Source organism: Paenibacillus arenosi (assembly GCF_014841135.1).
Taxonomy (GTDB): Bacteria; Bacillota; Bacilli; order Paenibacillales; family Paenibacillaceae; genus Paenibacillus_B; species Paenibacillus_B arenosi.
Window position 1 is genome coordinate 348,075 of record NZ_JACYTN010000001.1, and the last position, 21,614, is coordinate 369,688.

Annotated in this window: 21 protein-coding genes and 3 pseudogenes; 21 read left to right on the plus strand and 3 right to left on the minus strand. The window is 42.3% G+C overall.

What is annotated here, in order from left to right; all coding sequences use genetic code 11:
- Positions 1 to 6 precede the first annotated feature (6 nt).
- The 9 genes and pseudogenes from IFO66_RS01385 (at position 7) to IFO66_RS01425 (ending at position 4,913) form a co-directional block, all read left to right on the plus strand.
- A complete protein-coding gene (locus IFO66_RS01385; RefSeq protein ID WP_192023417.1) occupies positions 7 to 408 on the plus strand; it encodes a barstar family protein in 402 nt (133 codons plus the stop codon).
- A gap of 97 nt (positions 409 to 505) precedes the next feature.
- Positions 506 to 1,033 (plus strand): annotated as a pseudogene (locus IFO66_RS01390) (polymorphic toxin-type HINT domain-containing protein); the annotation flags it as partial.
- A 22-nt stretch (positions 1,034 to 1,055) separates the two neighbouring features.
- Positions 1,056 to 1,553 carry a hypothetical protein gene (locus tag IFO66_RS01395; RefSeq protein WP_192023419.1) on the plus strand — a complete coding sequence of 166 codons (498 nt, stop codon included), beginning with the start codon at positions 1,056 to 1,058 and terminating at the stop codon, positions 1,551 to 1,553.
- A gap of 92 nt (positions 1,554 to 1,645) precedes the next feature.
- Positions 1,646 to 1,924: pseudogene (locus IFO66_RS24280) on the plus strand (pre-toxin TG domain-containing protein); the annotation flags it as partial.
- Positions 1,925 to 2,053: 129 nt separating this feature from the next.
- Positions 2,054 to 2,771 (plus strand): annotated as a pseudogene (locus tag IFO66_RS01405) (polymorphic toxin-type HINT domain-containing protein); the annotation flags it as partial.
- A gap of 14 nt (positions 2,772 to 2,785) precedes the next feature.
- A complete protein-coding gene (locus tag IFO66_RS01410; protein ID WP_192023420.1) occupies positions 2,786 to 3,154 on the plus strand; it encodes a DUF7674 family protein in 369 nt (122 codons plus the stop codon).
- Between the two features lie 91 nt (positions 3,155 to 3,245).
- Positions 3,246 to 3,581, plus strand: coding sequence for a hypothetical protein (locus IFO66_RS01415; protein ID WP_192023421.1), 336 nt, complete (start codon positions 3,246 to 3,248; stop codon positions 3,579 to 3,581).
- 29 nt (positions 3,582 to 3,610) lie between these two features.
- Positions 3,611 to 4,006 (plus strand): barstar family protein, encoded by a 396-nt coding sequence (locus tag IFO66_RS01420; RefSeq protein ID WP_192023422.1) that lies wholly within the window; start codon positions 3,611 to 3,613, stop codon positions 4,004 to 4,006.
- Positions 4,007 to 4,604: 598 nt separating this feature from the next.
- The gene (locus IFO66_RS01425) at positions 4,605 to 4,913 is read left to right on the plus strand and encodes a hypothetical protein (RefSeq protein ID WP_225445411.1); all 309 of its coding nucleotides are present in this window, start codon (positions 4,605 to 4,607) and stop codon (positions 4,911 to 4,913) included.
- A gap of 421 nt (positions 4,914 to 5,334) precedes the next feature.
- Here IFO66_RS01425 and IFO66_RS01430 read toward each other — a convergent pair whose 3' ends face one another.
- Complete coding sequence (locus IFO66_RS01430; protein ID WP_192023423.1) at positions 5,335 to 6,414, minus strand: alpha-helical endospore appendage domain-containing protein; 1,080 nt, start codon at positions 6,412 to 6,414, stop codon at positions 5,335 to 5,337.
- A 532-nt stretch (positions 6,415 to 6,946) separates the two neighbouring features.
- Between IFO66_RS01430 and IFO66_RS01435 the strand changes: the two genes are divergently transcribed.
- The 3 genes from IFO66_RS01435 (at position 6,947) to IFO66_RS01445 (ending at position 10,914) form a co-directional block, all read left to right on the plus strand.
- Positions 6,947 to 8,383 carry a hypothetical protein gene (locus IFO66_RS01435; protein ID WP_192023424.1) on the plus strand — a complete coding sequence of 479 codons (1,437 nt, stop codon included), beginning with the start codon at positions 6,947 to 6,949 and terminating at the stop codon, positions 8,381 to 8,383.
- A 358-nt stretch (positions 8,384 to 8,741) separates the two neighbouring features.
- Positions 8,742 to 9,518, plus strand: coding sequence for an exodeoxyribonuclease III (locus IFO66_RS01440; protein ID WP_192023425.1), 777 nt, complete (start codon positions 8,742 to 8,744; stop codon positions 9,516 to 9,518).
- A 112-nt stretch (positions 9,519 to 9,630) separates the two neighbouring features.
- On the plus strand, positions 9,631 to 10,914 hold the full coding sequence (locus tag IFO66_RS01445) for a BslA/BslB family hydrophobin (RefSeq protein WP_192023426.1): 1,284 nt from the start codon (positions 9,631 to 9,633) through the stop codon (positions 10,912 to 10,914).
- Between the two features lie 267 nt (positions 10,915 to 11,181).
- Here the strand turns inward: IFO66_RS01445 and IFO66_RS01450 are convergent, their stop codons facing one another.
- Together IFO66_RS01450 and IFO66_RS01455 are read right to left on the minus strand one after the other, a co-directional pair.
- The gene (locus IFO66_RS01450; RefSeq protein ID WP_192023427.1) at positions 11,182 to 13,374 is read right to left on the minus strand and encodes an alpha-helical endospore appendage domain-containing protein; all 2,193 of its coding nucleotides are present in this window, start codon (positions 13,372 to 13,374) and stop codon (positions 11,182 to 11,184) included.
- 115 nt (positions 13,375 to 13,489) lie between these two features.
- A complete protein-coding gene (locus IFO66_RS01455) occupies positions 13,490 to 13,642 on the minus strand; it encodes a hypothetical protein (RefSeq protein WP_192023428.1) in 153 nt (50 codons plus the stop codon).
- A 57-nt stretch (positions 13,643 to 13,699) separates the two neighbouring features.
- On the opposite strand from IFO66_RS01455, the gene IFO66_RS01460 reads away from it, so the two are divergent.
- The 9 genes from IFO66_RS01460 (at position 13,700) to IFO66_RS01500 (ending at position 21,593) form a co-directional block, all read left to right on the plus strand.
- Positions 13,700 to 14,806 carry a YheC/YheD family endospore coat-associated protein gene (locus tag IFO66_RS01460; RefSeq protein WP_192023429.1) on the plus strand — a complete coding sequence of 369 codons (1,107 nt, stop codon included), beginning with the start codon at positions 13,700 to 13,702 and terminating at the stop codon, positions 14,804 to 14,806.
- 236 nt (positions 14,807 to 15,042) lie between these two features.
- Positions 15,043 to 15,345, plus strand: coding sequence for an alpha-helical endospore appendage domain-containing protein (locus IFO66_RS01465; RefSeq protein ID WP_192023430.1), 303 nt, complete (start codon positions 15,043 to 15,045; stop codon positions 15,343 to 15,345).
- 39 nt (positions 15,346 to 15,384) lie between these two features.
- On the plus strand, positions 15,385 to 15,759 hold the full coding sequence (locus tag IFO66_RS01470) for an alpha-helical endospore appendage domain-containing protein (RefSeq protein WP_192023431.1): 375 nt from the start codon (positions 15,385 to 15,387) through the stop codon (positions 15,757 to 15,759).
- 27 nt (positions 15,760 to 15,786) lie between these two features.
- Complete coding sequence (locus tag IFO66_RS01475) at positions 15,787 to 16,542, plus strand: hypothetical protein (RefSeq protein WP_192023432.1); 756 nt, start codon at positions 15,787 to 15,789, stop codon at positions 16,540 to 16,542.
- Complete coding sequence (locus IFO66_RS01480) at positions 16,514 to 17,437, plus strand: MBL fold metallo-hydrolase (protein WP_192023433.1); 924 nt, start codon at positions 16,514 to 16,516, stop codon at positions 17,435 to 17,437. The genes IFO66_RS01475 and IFO66_RS01480 overlap by 29 nt, the downstream gene beginning before the upstream one ends.
- 380 nt (positions 17,438 to 17,817) lie before the next feature.
- Complete coding sequence (locus tag IFO66_RS23635; RefSeq protein ID WP_225445412.1) at positions 17,818 to 18,825, plus strand: alpha-helical endospore appendage domain-containing protein; 1,008 nt, start codon at positions 17,818 to 17,820, stop codon at positions 18,823 to 18,825.
- Positions 18,826 to 19,074: 249 nt separating this feature from the next.
- Positions 19,075 to 19,401, plus strand: coding sequence for an alpha-helical endospore appendage domain-containing protein (locus tag IFO66_RS01490; RefSeq protein WP_028595669.1), 327 nt, complete (start codon positions 19,075 to 19,077; stop codon positions 19,399 to 19,401).
- Between the two features lie 311 nt (positions 19,402 to 19,712).
- Entirely contained in the window at positions 19,713 to 20,840 is a 1,128-nt protein-coding gene (locus IFO66_RS01495; RefSeq protein ID WP_337912553.1) for a glycosyltransferase, read from the plus strand.
- 90 nt (positions 20,841 to 20,930) lie between these two features.
- Complete coding sequence (locus tag IFO66_RS01500; RefSeq protein ID WP_192023434.1) at positions 20,931 to 21,593, plus strand: glycosyltransferase family protein; 663 nt, start codon at positions 20,931 to 20,933, stop codon at positions 21,591 to 21,593.
- Positions 21,594 to 21,614 lie beyond the last annotated feature (21 nt).

Consider the following 21,614-nt stretch of genomic DNA (forward strand, 5'->3'; position numbering starts at 1 on the left):
CAGGAGATGATGAATATAAGCTACTTATCAATTTCCCAATTTGATGAAACAGAATTTAGTGTTGTGCTAAAGGAAATTAATAAGAATACTTCAGAAGTTTTTCTTCTGAATGGTTCAAATATTTCAAACAAATATTCTTTTTTTAAAAAGGTTAGTAGTATACTTCCACAAGATCCACCTTTAATAGGTGATAATTTAGATGCTTTTATTGATTCAATATCTGGTGGTTTTTTAGAATGTGAGTCCCAGAAGCTATATATTTTATGGACTCACGTTGATATCATGGCAAAAAATGATCCTGAAAACTATAAACTGATAATTGAATGCTTTAATGATGTTGTAATGAGAACGGCAAAAGAGGAGAAGGAATTATCAGTGTTTCTCTTTGGAAGTGAGGCTAGTTTGTAGTAGCAAAATTAAAGGTGTATAGTATAATATTTCTGGACCTTGAGGTGATATTACTCTCAAGGTCCTTTTATTAATGGGCAGTAAAAAGGTTGATGACGTAGCATGTAACTGCTTCACCGCAGGCACGAAGGTGCAGACGGATGAAGGGGAGAAACCAATCGAAGACATTCAGGTTGGAGACTTGCTTGTTACTAGTGATGGTTCTAAACTATCTATAGATAAGATAGAAAAGGAACCACGAGTAACAACGGTTTATAACTTTGAGGTTAAGGATTTTAATTCGTACTTCGTTTCAAATCTTGGTGTTTGGGTTCATAATTGTGAAATAATTGCAGGTAAGAATTTCAAAGCTCATTTTCTAAAGCATAAGACATTACTAGAAAAAACACTTGGTACAAAGTATTCTAAACTTGAAGCAGACGGACCAAGATTTCTTGAGGATATTGGGAAAATGATAGATGATGGGACAGTAAGTTTCATAGGTCAAGGGACGATAAATAAAAATTCAGGCTTGATGAATATTTATCGTGGGAACGGGCTGACTGTAGTAACTAAACCTGATGGAGAACAGGTTACATTATTAGAATCTGGCAAAGGGATGGATCTTAATATAGTTTTCAAATAATGCTTCCGAATGGAGTTTCCGAATGTTAAAAGAAATTACAGAGGTAATAAGTAAGTTTTGTTTAGATGAAATATATTTAACGGGTTTTGTAGATTTCGAAGAAGGTGAGTTGTCTGAGTTTGTTGCCAATACGGATTACCTCATTTTTGAATTTGGAGAACAATTGATTAAACTTCAATCCATTGAGCAATACTCCAAGATTTCTATCTCCAAAGTTGATACTATTCAAATTGATATCGATTTGGAAGATGTGATACCTGCAAAATCGAGAATCAGTGGGGTTATCTTTAATAATCCAATGCTAGACAACAAGATTGTAAATATCGAGTTTTTCAATTTAGAGGTAAATAATTGTGAGCTAATATGCGATGCTTTTAAATTAATTTTATTTAACAAGCAAGAAATTTTTATAGATCCTTCATTTTTAGGTATCAATATTGGTGGATATGAAGTTGAGGAATTATGGAAATACAATCTCCCGGTAGGGTATAAAATAAAATCAACGAGTATTAAATTCTAATATTATAATGTTTATTTCATTAGACCTTGAGGGTGTAGAACCTCAAGGTCTTTCTTTTTTTGTTCTAAGTAGCAGATACTTACTATCATCCAGAACTGAAACGATTTATGAATCGAGACATTCTAAGAGGCTCGATCGATCAGTCGCAGACGCTGAACCGTTTCGCCTATGTAAACGGCAACCCGATCTCTTATATCGATCCATTTGGACTTAGTAGAGATGGAGATTCCCCGTGGATACAAGGAGGAGATTTCCTCGTAGATACGATGCCAGGGCTCGGTACAGCGAAGGGCTTCCAGCAAGCCTTTAGCGGCTACAACCATATTACTGGCGAAAGATTATCGACCGCAGAGCGTTGGGCAGAAGGCGTAGGTGCGACAGCGAGCTTTATTCCGATTCCTGGTATGAAGCATGCAGGTAAGTATGTAACCGAAGGCGTTTTCTGGGCAGGAAGCAAGATTAAGAACTTCTTCGGCTGGGGCAGTAAGAAGGCTGATGACGTAGCGTGTAACTGTTTCACCGCAGGCACGAAAGTGCAGACGGATTAAGGGGAGAAACCTATTGAAGACATTCAGGTCGGAGATATGGTTCTTGCGAAGTCAGATGAGACGGGAGAAGTAGCGTACAAAGAAGTAGTGGCTCTGTTCCAAAAACAGTCTGACGAAATCTATTATGTCCACGTCGGAGTATCCTTTCTGGCTGGATGGCAAGGGATGGACTGAGGTCAAAGACTTGAAGGTCGGGGACTTGCTTGTTACGAGTGACGGTTCTAAACTATCGATAGATAAGATAGAAAAGGAACCACGAGTAACGACTGTTTATAACTTTGAGGTTGCGGATTTCCAGTCTTACTTTGTATCTAACCTTGGAATTTGGGTTCATAATTGTGCTGTTAATAGTGTTACTAGACTTTTAAACAATATGCCTGAATTTACTGGTTCTAATAGAGAAAAATTGTTATCTACTGTTCAAAGTGTAAATCTCAGAGGATTCATAAATGAACTTTATAGACCTGGTGCAAAAGTTGGAGATGGCGGAACTGCTGCTATACTTACAAAGGAGTTTTACGAGGGTTCTTCAACTCATCTACAAAAAGCTCAGGACCAGTTAAGGGGGTTAAATAAGCTAGCGAAATCCGGGAAACTTAGCCTTAATGACTCAGATATAGTTGATGCTATAAGAAATGATCTAGAGAAAGCAATAAGACTGTTTGATTAGAGGAGTTGGTGGTTGTGAATAAAAAAACGGAAGAATTCTTTAGAATAATGTTAGATTTCTTACCGTCGGCTGAAGATGAGTATAGAGAATCAATCGAGTATTACGGTGAGGTGCTAGAAACTATCATAATTGAGAGAGTATTCATGCCGAAAATAATTAAATTATTGAGCGAGGAAAGAAACATTAATTTGCTAGAAAGTATCTTTAAATATTTTGAAGAAGTATCTGCTGATAAAGATGTTCACTTAAAGAGCATTTTTGCAACTACGGTGTTGGAAGTACTCGGAAATGACAGAATGATTCTGAAGACTGCACAGAAATACATGGGATCTAAAACGATAGAACTTCAAATAGAAGCTGATAGAGCATTAGGTAGAATATAGTCAGCACAGACTCGTAAAATATTGACGGTTATCCATAATGGATAACCGTCTTCCTTTATTATGGGCGGAGGGGGAGAGAAAAGGAGGCTATATGACTTATAAATATGCTTTAATAGATACTGAAAATGGTATGGTCGTAGGAAGATGTACCGAGTTAAAAGGATTAACAGGGGCTAAGACAGAGCAAATAGATGGTGAAGAATTTAATAAAATAACGTTTATAGATTTTAGTTTTACAGATCATTTTATAGAGATTTGTAATAATACAAAAATGTATATCAACAATCTAGATCTCACTATCATTAATAATGAGGGTAATCCAATAGGGGTCTATTATTTTTATTTGAGAGAACCATTTTATTTTCATAAGTCAGGATTTAGTGGTAGTGTGCGGGAGTTTGATATGGTTGGTACGTTACCTATGTAGCCACAAAGGAAGCGTTAGAAATCTGGGAGATGTGGAGGGCAGAACTTTCCCAAAAAAACTTATGGACAGAACTATCGGACAAGCAACGAGTAGGATGGTTAGAAGTTACTCGATTAAATTACAATACAATTAATCGCAATCACACTCAAGACCAGGAGAATGGTGAGTACGAGTTGAATGGAAAGCATGTAGACGATGCGACTTCATTCTTTTGTGCTCTAGGAGAAGCTATTAATGGTCCGGGTGGCTATTATGGTTATGATTTATTGAGTATGACAGATTGTCTTTGTGGAAGTTTCGGTGCAGTTCCGCCATTTAATATCAATTTGCAGGGGGCCAATGGGAAGCTAAAGCAGGAACAGAAATTTCTTCAAGAATTGAAAGAGGTATTTTTAAACCGTAGAGTTGCTTTACATTGGAACTGATTTTTTGTTAGCCCTGAGGATATTTGTCCTCAGGGTCTTTTTACAGACAAACATAATTTTTTCATCTCGATAGAAAAAGGATTGTGGTTATGCAGGATAAATATATTTATAAAGTAGATTGGTGTAACGGTTGTAATCAGGGCTGGATTGAAATAAAAAAAAGATAAAAGGGATGGTGAATTATTCTATAAATGCTCAGAGTGTCTTGCGGAATTTTCAAAATATACTGATATAAATCTGAAACCACGGGATAGAGAATATGTCGAAAAGTATACGCAACTACCATTGGAGGACGAAATTTCTAACAGCCCATTAGGTGGATATATCTTAGAAGAATGGGAAGATTCATTTATTAGAATGGATGGCAAGGTAATCAGAGTTTGGGATGAAAAACTCAATGAATATGTGAAAAAAGAAAGTTGAATATTTATGCTACAAAAAACCACGAGAATTTTCTTAAGGTTTTTTGTTTATTATCAACTTATAGAACTCTAATGCAATGGTAGTAGCTCAAATAGTTGCGAATTTCTTTCTTCCCTGAATCAAGTTCTGAACTAACGAAGGGGAGAAAACCATTGAAGATATTCAAGTCGGGGATGTGCTTCTTGCTGAGGAAGATAATGAGCGATTAGATCATGTTATTTTCCTTGAAAAGAATAATGGTGATGTAACAGGTATATTTATTAGAGGCATGAATCCGTTACTTTCACCAAATAGAATTTTTGATTTGGATGATTTCAATTTACTTGCTAGTTACGATGGATTGATTGAACGCAAAGATAATATACTATTCAAAGTAGAGCATTTATGTTTGTTTTTTAGTACGGAATACAATGAGCTTTTAGGTGCATATTTATCGAATGCCAATGATTCAACTTCCCTATTTATTTTATTTCTACATGATTAGATTGATGTAAAAAAGGGATATAATAAGTCAGATATAACTGAGATAATTACAGATAAATATTCGAATGATGGTTATATGACATATGAAAAGAATAGTGGGGGAGGCTGGGAAGAAATAAAATTGGAAGACGGGTAACGTATTCCATAATATGTATACTGTGTATTGATTTTATTAAAGAAAGACCTTGAGGACGCAGAAGCCTTCAAGGTCTTTCTTTATCCAACATAGTTTATATAGGCTCAAGAAAATTAGGCGAACACTTCCCAATTGAATGAAAGGAAGCATTCGCCGCTATATAGCTCTTATCCGATTATCTGCTTGAGATGACCATGTGTTTCATCATCAATGTTCTGTATCTTCCACTGGCTCATTTTTTTAAATTTTACTAGTTAGAAAAATGCTTGTTTAAAACCTCGCTAAACTATATGAGCTTAATAACCGTAACGCCTGGTGCCGCTATCGTTGTAGCCGCGGCGAAGACATTCCGTAAAGTCAAAATGTTTGGCGCAGCCCCTGTGTTAAACACAGCCCCTCCAGTAATGGTAGGTTGGATAGCGCTATTGGCTCCAGTATTCGCAACGGATTGAATCGTCCCTGGTATTTGTACGCCATTCAGGAACAAGGCGAACGCTCGAAGCTGGCCAGCTGCTAACGTGTTAGCATTTGCGTTCCAAGTCGCGTAGTAAGTCTGGTTCGGATCTAGAAGTATATCCGTTGATCCTGCAACGTGTGATATTGCGGTTCCATTAATTGTCCCGTTGTCACTAAACGGCACGCTACCGTTAGCTCCTACGGCTACGTTAATTGGATTAAATACGGTGGCGTTGTTCGCGGTTACTAATGGTCCTGTTGGACCTGTAGGACCCGTCACTCCAACGCCGGTCGCTCCTGTTGCTCCCGCTGGCCCGGTCGCTCCTGTTGCTCCCGCTGGCCCGGTCGCTCCTGTTGCTCCCGCTGGCCCGGTCGCTCCCGTAGCGCCAGTTGCTCCAGCGGCGCCCGCAGCCCCGGTCGCTCCCGCAGGTCCAGTAGGGCCAGTAGGTCCTGGGTCTCCCGTGGCACCCGTAGCGCCTGCCGTTCCTGCAGCGCCAGTTGCTCCTGTGGCACCTGTTGAACCGGTCGCGCCCGTAGCGCCAGTCGCTCCTGTCGGGCCTGGAGGCCCACCAGATGGACCCGTTGGTCCAGGAGGCCCTGTAGGGCCAATCGAAATTGGCGTGTTCAAAATACTGTTTAGCTTGCTGTCCAATAAATATTCCTTTTTCGTTAACTCACGTATCGTATTTCGCACACTTTCATTCATTGTGAGCACGTCACTAATGGTTGCTGGCGGTGATGTCACTCCAGGCAGTGTACCAAGTACGTATTGAAGCTTTTCCCCCTCAGCATTCAAAATGTGACTTAGACCAAGTTCCTCCAAAGCGATCGATGATAAGAGTAAGGTAATGGCATCATCGCGTGTCACAGAGATGATCGGCGTAATATTAGGAATGTTTGATTGTGACATTAGCTAACCTCCCGTACTACTAAACTATTCAATTATTATAGAGTCAGCATATTAATCTATCGTGCATCTGGCATCCAACATTTGCTGATAATCTCTTATCCGTACATAAAATAGATAATAGTTTACGGGATATATGCGGGAAGATCGAAACCAATAGATAGCATCTTAAATGACTATGGAAGGATGCAGCTATTGAGCAATTACCGGATAGTAGTGAAGACTAGATTGGTGAATGCTAATAATTTCAGAAGTTTTTGTGAAAAATAGGTCTTCAGTATCATGTAGAGCGGATTCTGTTCACTTTAAATCATAAATATTTACATATGTTCAAGAAAACATAATTAAAGCAAGTAATAAAGTACTATGCAATTGGTCTGATAGGTTAATATTCAGACACATTCTTATTTTAGTATAATCGTAATATTGTATATGCACGTGAGGAAGAATGATTGAATGTATTCCAAGCACATAATTGAGAACAAATTATACATATATATTTTAAGATAGAGATACTATTATGGGGGCAACTGCTATGAAGTCTAGTTTGAAACGCTGGCTTGTGCTTAGCGTGAGTATGCTGTTCGTGATTCTGCTTGGTATATCGCAAACCGCTTATGCTACTGAATATACATATCACTTGGCTCCAGGTGAATCCGCTCGGGTCAGTTCAAAAGACGGTAAAACGATAACGGCTAATCTGAAAGGAGATACATTTGATTTCGCAGAGACAAGTCAATCGAAAGGGGCAAATGCATACGGGAAAGGGACAACGTCTTCTTCTTATGCTGTCACGGGAGATGAACGATTAGTCATTACAAATACGTCAAATGATATCGTCACGATAGCGGTTGCTCAAAACAAAGCTGATATTGTTCGGTCGGAATCTCCTGCACTTGTAAGCAGATGGTTACAGCCGGGTAAGAGCGTGGAAATAACGAATATCGGAATTACTGATGAATATTTTTATGTGAATGGAAAAAATGATCAAGCGAATTACGATGAATATAATATGCTGCAATCGTATGAGGCTGATCATAAAGGTGGGCGAATGCTCCTTGAAATCGCTAGAAAGATAGCGATAACCAATCGAGAACAAGAGGCAATCGAAGTGTATGCGCCGCATTCGTATTTTAGCATGGAAACAAGAAAGCATCCTGCTGTATTTCATCGATACATAGACACGAATAAAACATTGGAAATGAATAATGTAAGCGATAACATCTATTATGTTTATTTTAATGTTGATAGCGGAAAGATGCAGTATGATTATGTTTCTTATTTAAATAACGAGCTTGATCGTTATGGCAACAGTTCAGCTTCCGCTCGACAACTTGGTAAGATTAAATATGTTGTGACGAACAAAAGCGACGAACCATTGCATGTATATGGTCCTTATGAGGCTTTTTCTTTGTTTGAGCGAGAGGATTTTGCTTTGGAGAGAAAGACCTTGAAAAAAGGAGAAAGTATGCAGATTGTAAATAGCTCTGCCAGCTCTCAATTACTTAGCTTCAAAGGAACGTATGAATTTGCTGAGTACGATAGCTATGGAGAGGTTGTTGATTTGGATAAAGGTGTGCTTTCCAGCAGTAAATTAATCCATGCGGGAAGCAAAATCATAATTAGCAATAACAGTGCGAGTAATGTAGAGATCATCGGTCCGAAGGATGGGGTTCTGTATGATACAGTCGTATATCCTCCACTATTAATGAACAAACGTGAGCAGTCTATCAGCTATAACGAGAGTTTGTCTATTGAATATTTTGCAAAAGACATCTACACCACATCGGTTAGTGATAGAGGTGGTGAGTTTACTAAGCAGATCGTTCGAACGGAGGACGATTCTTTAGGTAACACTGACAGGAATTATACGGAAAGAAATGGGCCACTGGATGGATATACTCATGATAGGACCAGTAAAGATCGTAGTGGGGATGATGGGCGGCGTATTGCTGTTATGAACGACAGCTAAAAATGTTCGAAATCATGCCTTTTATTTGATGAACGTAATTATTTTCGAAGCTACAATGGGCTTGCCCTCGAATTGAATGTGTCATAACAAAAAGCTAACTATCTCTTGAAAATTTGGATATATGGTTACATTCCATGATTTAAATCCAGAGCAAGGAGATGGTTATTTGTGTTGGTTGAAAAGTACGGAACTCATTTGAGCAAGCCTACCGAGAAAAGGGTAGATGAAGAGGACTTCGTTGACAGTAGGAAACTGCTTTTGAACCTTATTACGAAGTAGGTATTCAAATATACAACGCTAAATATGGTACACTATAAGCTATGCAGTAAAAAGTGATAGCAAGGAGATAGAGGTAACGATGAAGCTTATTTCATGGAATGTAAACGGCTTGCGGGCTTGTGTAAATAAAGGATTTATGGACTATTTTCAGGAAATGGATGCAGATATCTTTTGCGTACAGGAAACGAAGCTGCAGGAGGGACAGATTGATCTGGACCTTGGCGAACACTATTCGCAATATTGGAATTATGCGTTGAAGAAAGGTTACTCTGGTACTGCGGTATTTACGAAGCATAAGCCATTAACCGTACGTTATGGAATTGAGGAAAATGAAGAGCCAGAAGGTCGGATTCTTACCCTTGAATTCGAAACCTTTTATTTGGTGAATGTATATACGCCGAACGCGAAGCGGGATTTGTCACGTCTAGAAGAGCGTTTGGTATGGGAAGATCGCTTCCGTACTTATTTGCAGCAGTTGGATGCGAGTAAGCCAGTCATTGTATGTGGTGACTTAAATGTAGCGCATCAAGAAATAGACTTGAAAAATCCAAAGTCGAATCATGGTAATTCAGGATTTACAGCAGAAGAGCGGGAGAAGATGACGATTCTTCAAGAGGCTGGATTTACGGATACATTCCGCTATTTCTATCCAGAGCAGACGGATGCTTATTCGTGGTGGTCTTATATGGCGAAAGTGAGAGAGCGGAACATCGGCTGGCGCATTGACTACTTCCTTGTTTCTTCTAGATTGCATGGTTCCTTAGTTGACGCACGCATTGATTCTACAATCATGGGCAGTGATCATTGCCCTGTACATCTGATTGTAGATGATACGTTACTAGAGCAAAGCAAGTAATTTCGTATAAACAGACGTTTATTCTATCAACATTGACAGAGTAGAAGCATAAACTAGAGTAGTGGACCGAGCAGATCGGTCCACTTACTTTGTTTATGGAGGAGATACGTCTATGACAGAAAGATTTCAGGAAGATAACGTACCCTTTGCAGCGCAGTTACTAGTGACGGCTGTAACTAGTAATAGAGAAGGAGCGGTTACGGATATTATTATTTCTTATCGGCCAGACGCGATTTTGGCGCTTGGTGCTGTTGTATTTACACTACCTGCAGGATTTACGGCGACCACAAGCGACACACTTAATGGCACGACTTTACTTGCCAGTCAAATATCCAATAACGGGGGGAGAGTAACCCTTGGATTAACCCTAGATTTATTGGGGCTTGCCCAATTCGAATTAGTACTCAAAGCAAAATCGCTGCCGAGTGCTGGGACTTACCGATTTAAGGCTGAAAATACATTGTTGTTTCTGGGCTCACAAGGAGTAGCAGAAACGGAGTTCACGGTTGTGTCTGATTCGCTTGCCTATGTCACGAATAATACAGATAGTACGGTATCTGTGATCCGACTAATGAGTGCCACCACCGTACAAACGATTACGGGCATTACGTTTCCCGCGGGTCTAATTGATTCCCCTAATGGCAGCTATGTGTATGTTACGAATCTACTAACCAATCTAGTATCCGTTATTGATACGGTGACGAATACAATCGTACAATCGATATCAGTTGGGGTATCTCCAATTCGGTTGGCTGTTTCACCGAACGGGGCCTTTGTATATGTGGTCAACCGAGATAGTGGAACGGTGTCGGTGATCGATACCCCAACGAATACGGTAACCGCTACAATTGCAGTTGGAAATAGTATTAATGGAGCAGCAATAACGCCTAGTGGAACTCTATTGTATGTAACGGATTCGGTTGATAATAAGGTGTATGTAATTAGCACGGTGACGAACACGGTTGTCCAAACGATCCAAGTAGGTTTTTCCCCGATTGCTTTAGCCATTACGCCAAATGGCCAAAGAGTATATGTTGTTAACTCTGGAGACAGCACAATAACTGTAATCAGTGCTCCTACGAACACGATTGTACAAACTATAGTGGGGATTGGGGCTTCTCCGCAAGGAATAGCGATTACCGCGTCAGGAAACAATGCATATATTACTAGTTTGAATACGAATGAAGTTTTCGTACTAGACATTGCTACGAATACAATAAGCACTTCTTTTCCAGTAGGAAATGGCCCAATTGGAATAGCGTTGTCATCGGATGGTACGAAAGGTGCGGTTACGAATTATTATGACGGTACAGTGTCGGTCATTGATTTACTAACGAATACAGTGCTTCATGCCGTCACAGTTGGTGCGGGACCTTTTGATATTGCGGTAAAGTAAATTTTATCACTTGTTTAAAATAAATGCTGTTGAGAGTTAGCCATTTTACATGACCTTAAGCAAGTTAGGCGGTGTAAAGGGCTTTTTGTGTTGTTATGAATATGAATAAGCCGGTATAGCTGTAACAAAATAAAAGAAGAGGGCTAGGCCCCCTCCTTCTTGAATGTTGATGAAACGATATAATGGTTTGATCATTTCTAGGATCGTGTTAAGTCATTTGCTGGGTCAAGTAGCTTACCTTTTATTAAAGCAGTGAAATGTTAGCTGCTATACAATTTGATAACAAGACCATATGATACCTTGGTTGGAGTCGCCACCCAAATCAAGTCCGATCGTTAATCCATTGGCAACATATTGCAAGGCTATCGTGTCGCCAGCATTCAGTTCTACGTCACCAGCTAATACAACCTCACCACTACCTAGTATAGCTCTTAATGTGAGGATTAGTATTACGTTCACATCTAAGATAGGGAACAGGCCGTTTATAAGATCGGTTACAGTTGGGGTTAATCGTTGTATGGTGAAGGCGGGTTCTATACCTGCGCCTAGTGAAATGGATACAGTCGCCGTTGTTCGATAGTTTATGGTAGCTTTCATCGCATATCTTCCTGTAACAGGAACGGTAAAGATTCCAGTCGTGGCATTGAAGTTAGGACTGCTGAAGTAAGGGCTTGCTGTGGACCAGTTTGTTAATGTAGAACTAGCTGATAATGATACTGCATTAATACGAGCAGAAAATCCATTGGCGCCAAATGCAGGTCCAGTCGCACCGGTGGCTCCTGTAGAACCCGTCGCTCCAGTGACACCAGTAACGCCAGTGGCTCCAGTAGCGCCGGTATCCCCAGTCGGCCCCGTGACGCCCGTTGCTCCAGTAGCGCCGGTATCGCCAGTCGGCCCTGTGACGCCAGTGGCCCCAGTAGCGCCGGTATCGCCAGTCGGCCCTGTGACGCCAGTGGCCCCAGTAGCGCCGGTATCCCCAGTCGGCCCTGTGACGCCAGTGGCTCCAGTAGCGCCGGTGTCGCCAGTCGGCCCCGTGACGCCCGTTGCTCCAGTAGCGCCGGTATCCCCAGTCGGCCCCGTGACGCCCGTTGCTCCAGTAGCGCCGGTATCCCCAGTCGGCCCCGTGACGCCCGTTGCTCCAGTAGCGCCGGTGTCGCCAGTCGGCCCCGTGACACCCGTGGCCCCAGTAGCGCCGGTATCCCCAGTCGGCCCCGTGACGCCTGTGGCTCCAGTAGCGCCTCCGGCTGGCCCAGTTTCGCCCGTGGCACCTGTCAAACCAGTAGCGCCGGTGACCCCAGTGTCGCCAGTAGGCCCAGTCGGCCCAGTAACGCCCGTGTCGCCAGTGTCGCCAGTAGGTCCAGTCGGTCCAGTAACGCCCGTCGCGCCAGTGTCGCCAGTAGGCCCAGTCGGTCCAGTAATGCCCGTCGCGCCAGTGTCGCCAGTAGGCCCAGTAACGCCCGTGTCGCCAGTAGGTCCAGTCGGTCCAGTAACGCCCGTCACGCCAGTGTCGCCAGTAGGCCCAGTCGGACCAGTAATGCCCGTGGCGCCAGTGTCGCCAGTAGGCCCAGTCGGACCAGTAATGCCCGTCGCGCCAGTGTCCCCAGTAGGTCCCGTCGGACCGGTATCGCCCGTGGCCCCCCCAGCTGGCCCTGTCGCGCCCGTCGCACCAGTATCCCCGGTCGGCCCAGAAGGTCCAGTCGAGCCAGTCGCGCCAGTATCCCCTGTCGGTCCAGAAAGTCCAGTCGAGCCAGTCGCGCCAGTATCCCCGGTCGGCCCAGAAGGTCCAGTAACGCCCGTCGCGCCAGTATCCCCTGTCGGTCCAGAAGGTCCAGTAACGCCCGTGGCGCCAGTATCTCCAGTCGGCCCCGATGGCCCGGTCGCGCCCGTGGCACCGGAATCCCCGGTCGGCCCAGAAGGCCCAGTAGCACCCGTAGCTCCAGTCGGACCTGTAACTCCAGTTGGTCCAGTAGGTGTACTTAATAAATCGATCCTCACATTCGCAGAACCAGGTGTGACTTCAATCTCTAATGTACTGGAATTAAAAGCGACAAAATCTCCGACCCCTACTGGAGCGGAGCCTGAAGTTCCACTGACAGAGAAAAGAACGGCTGGCAGTACTCCTGTTGGCCCCGTAACACCCGTCGCCCCAGTCGGCCCCACCGAGATAGGGGTAGACAAGATAGCATCTAGCTTATTACCAAGGATGTATTCTTTTTTCGTCAATGCGCTAAGGGTGTCACGTACGCTGGCATTCATTTGAAGAATATCGCTTATCGTCACAACCGGTGGTGTAACTCCTGGTAAAGTCCCCAGTACGTACTGCAGCTTTTCGCCTTCTGCATTTAGGATATGACTAAGTCCCAATTCTTCAAGTGCGATGGAAGATAGCAACAGGTTAATCGCATCATCCCTAGTTACGTTAATGATCGGAGTAATATTGGGGATGTTAGATTGCGACATAGGAACACTCCTTTCTCTTATGATGAGCACTCTACTAGACGCCATCGTTGCATACATTTCCATAGATGTTGGAGGAACTAATTTGGCAAATGACCTGCTTAATGTACATAAGCGTCTATAGTCGTTTGATTGCTAACATAGGATATTCACGGATATAGCTAATGCTTGGGTGATAAGGCAAATTAGGTGGTATCCCAACATGGCTGGCAAGCAACGACGATAGGGAACTAGGTAGTTCACCATACGTATAATCACCGAACGGCTTCATCTAACATACTCATGGTTTATAGCCTATACATAGGCCACATTGAAAAGAGGGAAGGGCATGTTACAGTCATGGTTGGGAGTGCTCGTGTTTCTTCAACAGGGGAAGCGAAAAATGGAGGAACAGCATATTTACGAAAAAATGACCATAGCTGGTCAACAGATAGGGTTGAATGTATGTGTAATTCATCCCGCAGACGTTAATTATGCTACCAATAAAGTCAATGCGCTCATCTATTTGCCATCCTCTCAAAAATGGACACGAAAATGGATGAATATCCCTCCATATATTTTTGATCGATGTCGGAGTTCTAACAGGGGCAAATATCATATCGTTAGGAAATTTCGGATGAGGTACAGCCATTTGACTTATCTTAATTCCCCGCTTCGCAATAAATGGCTTATATATAATGTGCTGCGTGAACAGCCGGCTTTTCAAGCCTTTTTACCGAACACGATTCTATTCAATAGAGCGTCGGATATCAAACATATGATGAACAAGTACGGTATGGTCTATGTGAAACCTGCCAGTGGAACTGGAGGACGTGGAATTCTTCGCATTGAACATCATAGCAGACATCCTAGACATTTGTTTGTAGAAGGTAGGGATCGCTATCGCCATATTATTAAGCCCCAATATGTCAATTTCGATCGGTTGGGAAGGTATATGTATACCTGGGTGAAACAGGAGCGTTATATTGTCCAGCAAGGTATTGAGGTAAAGCTTCCTAACGGACGAGTTCATGATGTAAGAATGCTGGTTCAAAAAAACGAGGTTGGAATGTGGACATTAACAGGAACAGTCGGCAGGGTGGGCGCACGACAAAGTGTAACCTCCAATCTCCATGGCGGAGGTCGTGCGGTTCCTATGAGGGCCTTGCTTGAACGATGGATCGGTGACAATCCATCGATTTACGAGATAGAATCCCAGTTAGAGCGAGCGGGAATACAGATAGCTAAATATTTGGAAATGAAATACGGTTCATTATGCGAATTGGCTCTGGATTGGGCCATAGATAAAAATGGGCGACATTGGCTGCTAGAAGTGAATCCGAAGCCTTCTCGTGAAGCTTTTCAAAATGTTGGGGATGAAGCAGCTTACCATAAGGCAATTACCAAGCCGATTCACTATGCGAAGTGGATCATGACCAATAAGCATGTTAGATAGCATGAAACAGTGCTCCTCCTCATAGACTCATACAAGCAGCGTATGCCTGTCACTCTGGTATACGCTGTTGTCATGGTTAGAGGGGAAATATAATGGCAAGTAACTCTTGTTCACTTGTAATCATAATAAAAGCATTGTCCTCATAGAATTAGGATAAGCATAGCAAGCCTGCTACGTTAATGCTGGGGTTTGTGATAAAAAGGGATGAGCTTAATGAAAAGGGAGATGAAAAGGTAATGTCAATGCCAACTGTTCCAGATATAAAACCAGAAATCGTCTTAAGACGCCACGAGGTAATCAACTTGCTGCTAACTTCAATCGCCCTTGAAGAAATTGGTTTGTCACACATCATCAATGCAGAAGGTGAGAAGATACAAGCACTTCTTAAAGATTCATGTGTCAGCTTAGATGATGCGTTAAAAATAAATCACAGCGTAGAACGAATGATGCGGAGTGTAATTAAAAATCAAATGCTGCTCCAATTCAAGCTGGAGGACATTATGGCATTGGAAGATCGTGAAGAATATTTTGAGGAATAACGGATAACAGAAAGAATTGGATGGGAAAGGAGGAACATCGTGAGAAAAAAGAATGAACTCATTTATGAAGATCCGATTTCCAAAGAAGAAGCAGCTGCACACTTAATTAAGGCAATTGCGCTGGAAGAAGAGGCGTTGTCTAATCTTATTAATATGGAAACAGACAAAGCCGCAGCCTTTGTTGGTAAAAATCTTGATTTTCCTACAGGACCTTCTAATTCAGAAATTATCCAGTTTAATCACACGGTCGTTCAGTTTTTAGATACGCTGCTAATGGCTGAATGGCTGCTGTTGAAAAAAATTGATACGGTCACAAGTATGCGGGACTTTGATTGTGAAGACAGCTTAGAAGATAGGGATTTCAGGAGATTCAATAAACGAGAAACTTATAATGACGATGTATTTGACTATTAAAAACAATGAATAAATGAGGCGTTATATATGCTGCTCTCTAACATTGGAAATTATGATACCCCTTACTATCGTATGGAACGTGCCATTTTACGCTTAGTGCGTGGAAGCTTGTATAGACGCTTATCTGCAAACGAACGGGAAGCAGCTGCTATAGAAGCCGAAGTGTATTCTTTAGTCCATTCGATTATCGATCTTCATCGGTTTCGAGATCGAAGGCTACTGACTATCCGTTATAAAGCCAAACGATCTATCGAGTCAATAGCTGCACATGAACATATCATCACCGATATCGTAGAGAACATTCAAATTGTTAAAGAAGAAATCCTATATCATCCATTCGAATGTGACATACATATGGATTTTATTTTAACGAGTTTGGACAAGATTGTAGACCAATATACAGAAAGTAAAGGTCAAATCCATGCAAAACCTAGTTCTTTAGTCGAAACGGAATCTGTTGAAAATACGGCTGAAGATATGGAACTGGAGATTCTCGGTGTGACGGATGAACTGCCTACATTGGCAAAGCCAGAAATACTGGAGAAGCCAGAAATACTGGGAAAACAAAAACCGAGAACGATAAAGGCAAGGAAAAATGATAGTCCAGTTGTACCAACTCAGCTGGAATCAAAGAAGCCCTCCGTTCCATCTCTACCCAAAATAACTACATTTCTCACGGCAAATGTAGGAAATATTTTATATGAACAAGGCGAATATATGGATATAGGAACCTTGAACAAAGGGGAATCTATACATGAAAGAAAAGAGTCTAGAGCTAATTAACGGTAATAGTTATTTATTCGAAGAGGATTTAACGGTAGGGGTGTATGTTAATAAATCCAATCAATCTGCCGTTCTCATTGATAGCGGTGCTAACAAAGAGGTCGCGAAGCGGATTGATCAAGCCTTGAAGCAAAGTGGTTGCCAAGTAGTAGCCATCATTCTCACCCATGGTCATAAGGCGCAGTTGGGTGGGGTCAGTTACTTTAAGCAAAAGTATAAACAAGTAAAAGTGTATGCTACATCATGGACTGCACAATTTATGGAGAAGCGTGCTCTGGAAAATTGGCTGTCTGGGCATATTCCCTGTGTGACAAAGGAACACGAGCAATCTGAAGCTGCGGATATGATTACGGATATTATCCCTTATCGTGATCGTCATCTGGTCATCGATCAGGTATCTTTTTCTATCGTTACGTTGCCTGGACATTTCCCAGGCATGATTGGCGTGATAACTCCTGATCAAGTCTTTTATTGCGGGGATGCTGTCTTTGGAAATAAGACCTTGATGAAACAGAAGTTGTTGTATTATACCGATGTGAAAGGCGCTAGAGCAAGCCTTCGTAAGATCGCTCAAAGTAAGCGGTATGCCTATGTAGTGTCTCATGGTGGGAAATGCAAAGATATTGCATCGCTCGTACAGCAGCATCAGCAGCTTATTGATGAAACGTCTCATTTTATTCTTGGACTTATACGTGAACAGCCAATGACATTGGAAAATATCGTTCAAAAAGTAATGAATGAATATCAGCTGCAAAATAAATCAGCTCACTTCGCATTAGCTAATTCCATCGTCAGGTCTTATTTGACGGAGCTAAGCGATAGTTCAAAAGTACGCGCCACCGTAAATGATGGGATATTGCAATACTATGCGCGTACATCGGCGGCGTTGCTATAGTGGAGAATCATTATCGCCATAACGTTTTCACATTTGAACCTGTATGGTATTAGCCGTACTGGTATGTGGAGACGTTATTTTTTATGTCTTTTTAGATTAAAACGGAAGCAGCTCGTATGTTGTACATATTGTCCCTAAATTCGACGAGATCGAAAGTTTTTTTACGTACAGGCAAATTGCTTAACAAGTGCTCATATATTCTAACTGCACCGTAAAAGTGCCTATTTTCCCTTAGATTACTGCCGATAGAGCGATGGATGGACTACTTATATCGACACTTGCTTAGCGAAGGATAGCGATAGTTCCACAACAACAGATAGGGAAGGAGGCTGTTACATTCGTTTAAGTAACAAAAAATGCATCCTAGAGGAGAGATCGACATGTCACAAGCTAATATTCCAAATATTACACCCTCGATAACGCTGACACGAGATGATGCTATTAACTTGCTGTTGTCTTCCATTGCTTTGGAAGAATTGGGATTAGCTCATATCATTAATGCCGAAGCAGAAAAAATTCAGTACGCTGTCGGTACCATACCAGGTTTATCTGTACCGGCAACATTAAGTGACTTATTACTTATTGATGACAGTGTGAAAAGTATGTTGCAAGAGGCAATGAAGAAAGAAATTTTGCTTTCAAACAAATTGGACACCGTCGTTTCGGTTATTCCAGGTAGCACGGGTACGGGAAGTGTAGGTCCGACAGGTCCAACAGGTCCACCGGGGACTGGAGCAACGGGGGCAACCGGTCCAACAGGACCTGGAGGGGCTGGAGCAACGGGGGCAACCGGTCCAACAGGACCTGGAGGGGCTGGAGCAACAGGAGCAACAGGAGCGACCGGTCCGACGGGACCTGCGGGTACAGGAGCAACAGGAGTGACCGGACCGACGGGATCTGGAGGTACAGGCGCCACAGGAGCTACAGGGGCTACCGGTGTAACTGGAGCCACAGGTGTCGGTCTATCGGTAACGTCCAGCAATGCGAAAGTAGTTAGCTTTATTCAGCAAACAGTGGCCCCAGGTCAACCTTATGTATTTGAAGTCAATCTAGCTATTAACGGTACAGATATTTCTCATGTTGCAGGTACTCCTAATGTTCAACTCTCGCCGAATCAAACGTATTTGATCATTAGTTATTTGGAAGGGTTTCAGATGCCTTCCGAAGGGATTGGATATGCACTTCGTTTGGATGGTATTCCGTTGGTGGGCAGTCATGTTGGCAATGGTGGGGCAGTTGGCGTGGAGGAGCAGTTGTCAGGCAGTTATATTTTGACGACAGGTGTAGGTTTAAATGTGCTGCAAATGTACAATGACCGTGCTTCTGATACGACTACAGCCTCAGATGGTGTACCAGGTCCATCCTTAACGATCGTTAGGCTTGCTTAGGTAATGGAAGGAAGGTTAGAAAGAACAGTTAGAGTGAGAAAAAAATTACTCGCTGATGGTTCAGTTTTATAGCCCAATGCGCATAGACATAGAAGGAGCGAGTTGAGATGAGGCTATACGGCTAGTTATACAGAGAGGGATGGAGATACGGTTAAGTGTAAGCTCCAGCAGCAATAAATAATAGTAATTAGCCACACAATGCCATAAGAGAGAAAATGAAATACATTTTACTACAGAGGTGATTTGAGTATGTCACAAGCTAATATACCAAATATTACACCTACGATTTCCATCACAATTGGTGATTCGGTTAACCTGCTATTAGCGTCCATTGCACTGGAAGAGCTGGCTTTGGCGCACATTATTAATGCTGAGGCTGAAAAAATTCAATATGTACTTGGCACTTTGCCAGGAAGCGATGGATTATCTCCACCTGCTACACTTTCTAACTTGCTTGCTATTGACCGTAGTGTTGAAAGAACGTTGCAAGAAGTGATTAAGAAAGAAATCTTGCTTCAAATTAAGCTAGATAACATTGTGAATGGTTTACCTATTTCACCACCACCAAATCCATAAGCGATTATTGACTAGCTTACTATCAATCAGGCTAGTGTACATTCATTCATGCTTGATAACGTTGGAAGTGCCCGTATATTCATAGATCTTGTATGCAGGCCAGACTCTACCTCACCTTGCTCGTTAAAGATTCATATTGGAAGCCAGCGAGATCCTCGAAACGATATAGAATAGGTTGCCGTAGTGGCAGGCAGCCTATTTGCTTTGTTCGTCTTCGTTGCAGGATAAGATACTTATGCGGCTCACCTATCATTTGCAAATAGAAGCAGCGAATCAATTATCCGAAGCGTCGAGATCGGGAGGAAATAATAGTGGACACCGTAAAAATATCGTTATGCATGATCGTGAAAAATGAAGAAGATTGCATCGCTCGTTGTTTGAGCAGTGTGCAAGATGCAGTTGATGAAATCATCGTTGTAGATACCGGCTCTTCGGATCGAACCGTTGAAATATGTCTGTCTTACGGTGCTCAGGTGCTTACGTATGAATGGAACGATCATTTTGCAGAGGCACGTAATTGCGGTTTGCAGGCGGCCACAGGAAATTGGATATTGTGGATGGATGCCGATGAAGAATTAGATAGGCAGGACGCCAGCCAACTGAAGCAACTACTAGCAGAGCAAGAAGAACCCATTTGCTGGGTACACCTGGTCAACTTTATTGGAGATTCGCCCAATGAGAATGATGCATTCCATATTGCTCATTCTCGTATTTTCCGCAATCATATCGGATTTAAGTTTAAAAATGCCATTCATGAGATGCTGAATCTTGACGAGGTATTGCCTCATTTTACAGATACTCGCCAGCAAACGCTGCCGATTAAAATGTATCACTATGGCTATATGAATGAATGCGTTGAAGTGAAGAAGAAATCAGAACGAAATATTCGCTTGCTCGAAATCGAAATGCAAAAAGAAGACCATCACCCATGGATTAAATATCATATGGCAACTGAATATTATCGCATGAAAGATTATGTGAGGGCATTTGAATATTTAAATTTAGCCATTGTTCATTTTTTACAAAGAGAGACTGCGCCTCCATCACTGCTCTACAAGTTAAAGTACTCTATTCTTATTAGTTTAGGAAGCGTAGAAGGGGCTTGGCAAGGGATTGATCGGGCTATTCAAATGTACCCGGACTATGTAGATTTGCATTTTTACAAAGGTGTCATTTACTTTCTAAAAGAGTGGTATGTCGAAGCCCTTCCTATATTTGAACATTGTATAGAGCTTGGGGAGGAGAACATTAAGCATCTTACTTTGAAGGGAGTAGGGAGCTTCCACCCTTGGTATTATATTGGCCTGTGTCAGGAGAAGTTAGGCCAACATGAACTAGCAGTTCGAGCATTTGAACAAGCGATTCAACGATTCCCAGATTACACACCGGCTCTGGAGCGTCTCGAAGGAAAAGTTGGCTTACATCACGCTGTAGAGTAGTAAGGTTCTTACCAATCATGTGAATCCCTTGCACACAACAAATGTTCCATCCTTACACTCAGGCATGCAGTGGAAAGGATTAGAGACACGATGGGATTACAGCGAATTTTGTTTGTTATGTGTGTAAATGATGAAGCGTTATTCCAGCAGGCAAAAAGACAGATTGCGAATTTAGTAGTTCCATCAGGATTTACGGTAGAGCTATACGATGTTCGTGGTGCGAAAAGTATGGCCAGCGGCTATAACTGCGCCTATCATCTGGAGGCTGCTTATCGAATCTATATTCATCAAGATACGTTTCTCATTCATAAAGGCATGCTCTACGATCTCATTCGCTTGTTTGAGCTGAATCCGCAATTAGGTATGATTGGGCTTGCCGGATGTGTAGAGCTTCCTACCAACGGAATATGGTGGGAAGGAAGTGAACTAGTAGGCCAAGTAATCGAGCATCGACATGACGTATATCAGCTGCTTCGATTTGGTCATGGAGCTCTTGAATCTACGGATTATGTAGAAGTACAGGCGGTTGATGGTCTATTTATGGCGACAAGTATTAATCTTCCATGGCGGGATGAACAATTCGACGGCTTTCACTTTTATGATTCTGCTCATTCCAAAGAAATCGCGCTAGCAGGATATAAAGTAGGTGTTCCCGTACTTCAAAGTCCATGGTGTATTCATTACAACGGCGATGAGTTCGATCACGTTTCCTATGAACGGTACCGACAGCTGTTTGTCCAGCAGTACATGTAATCATCAATATAAGGAAACAAA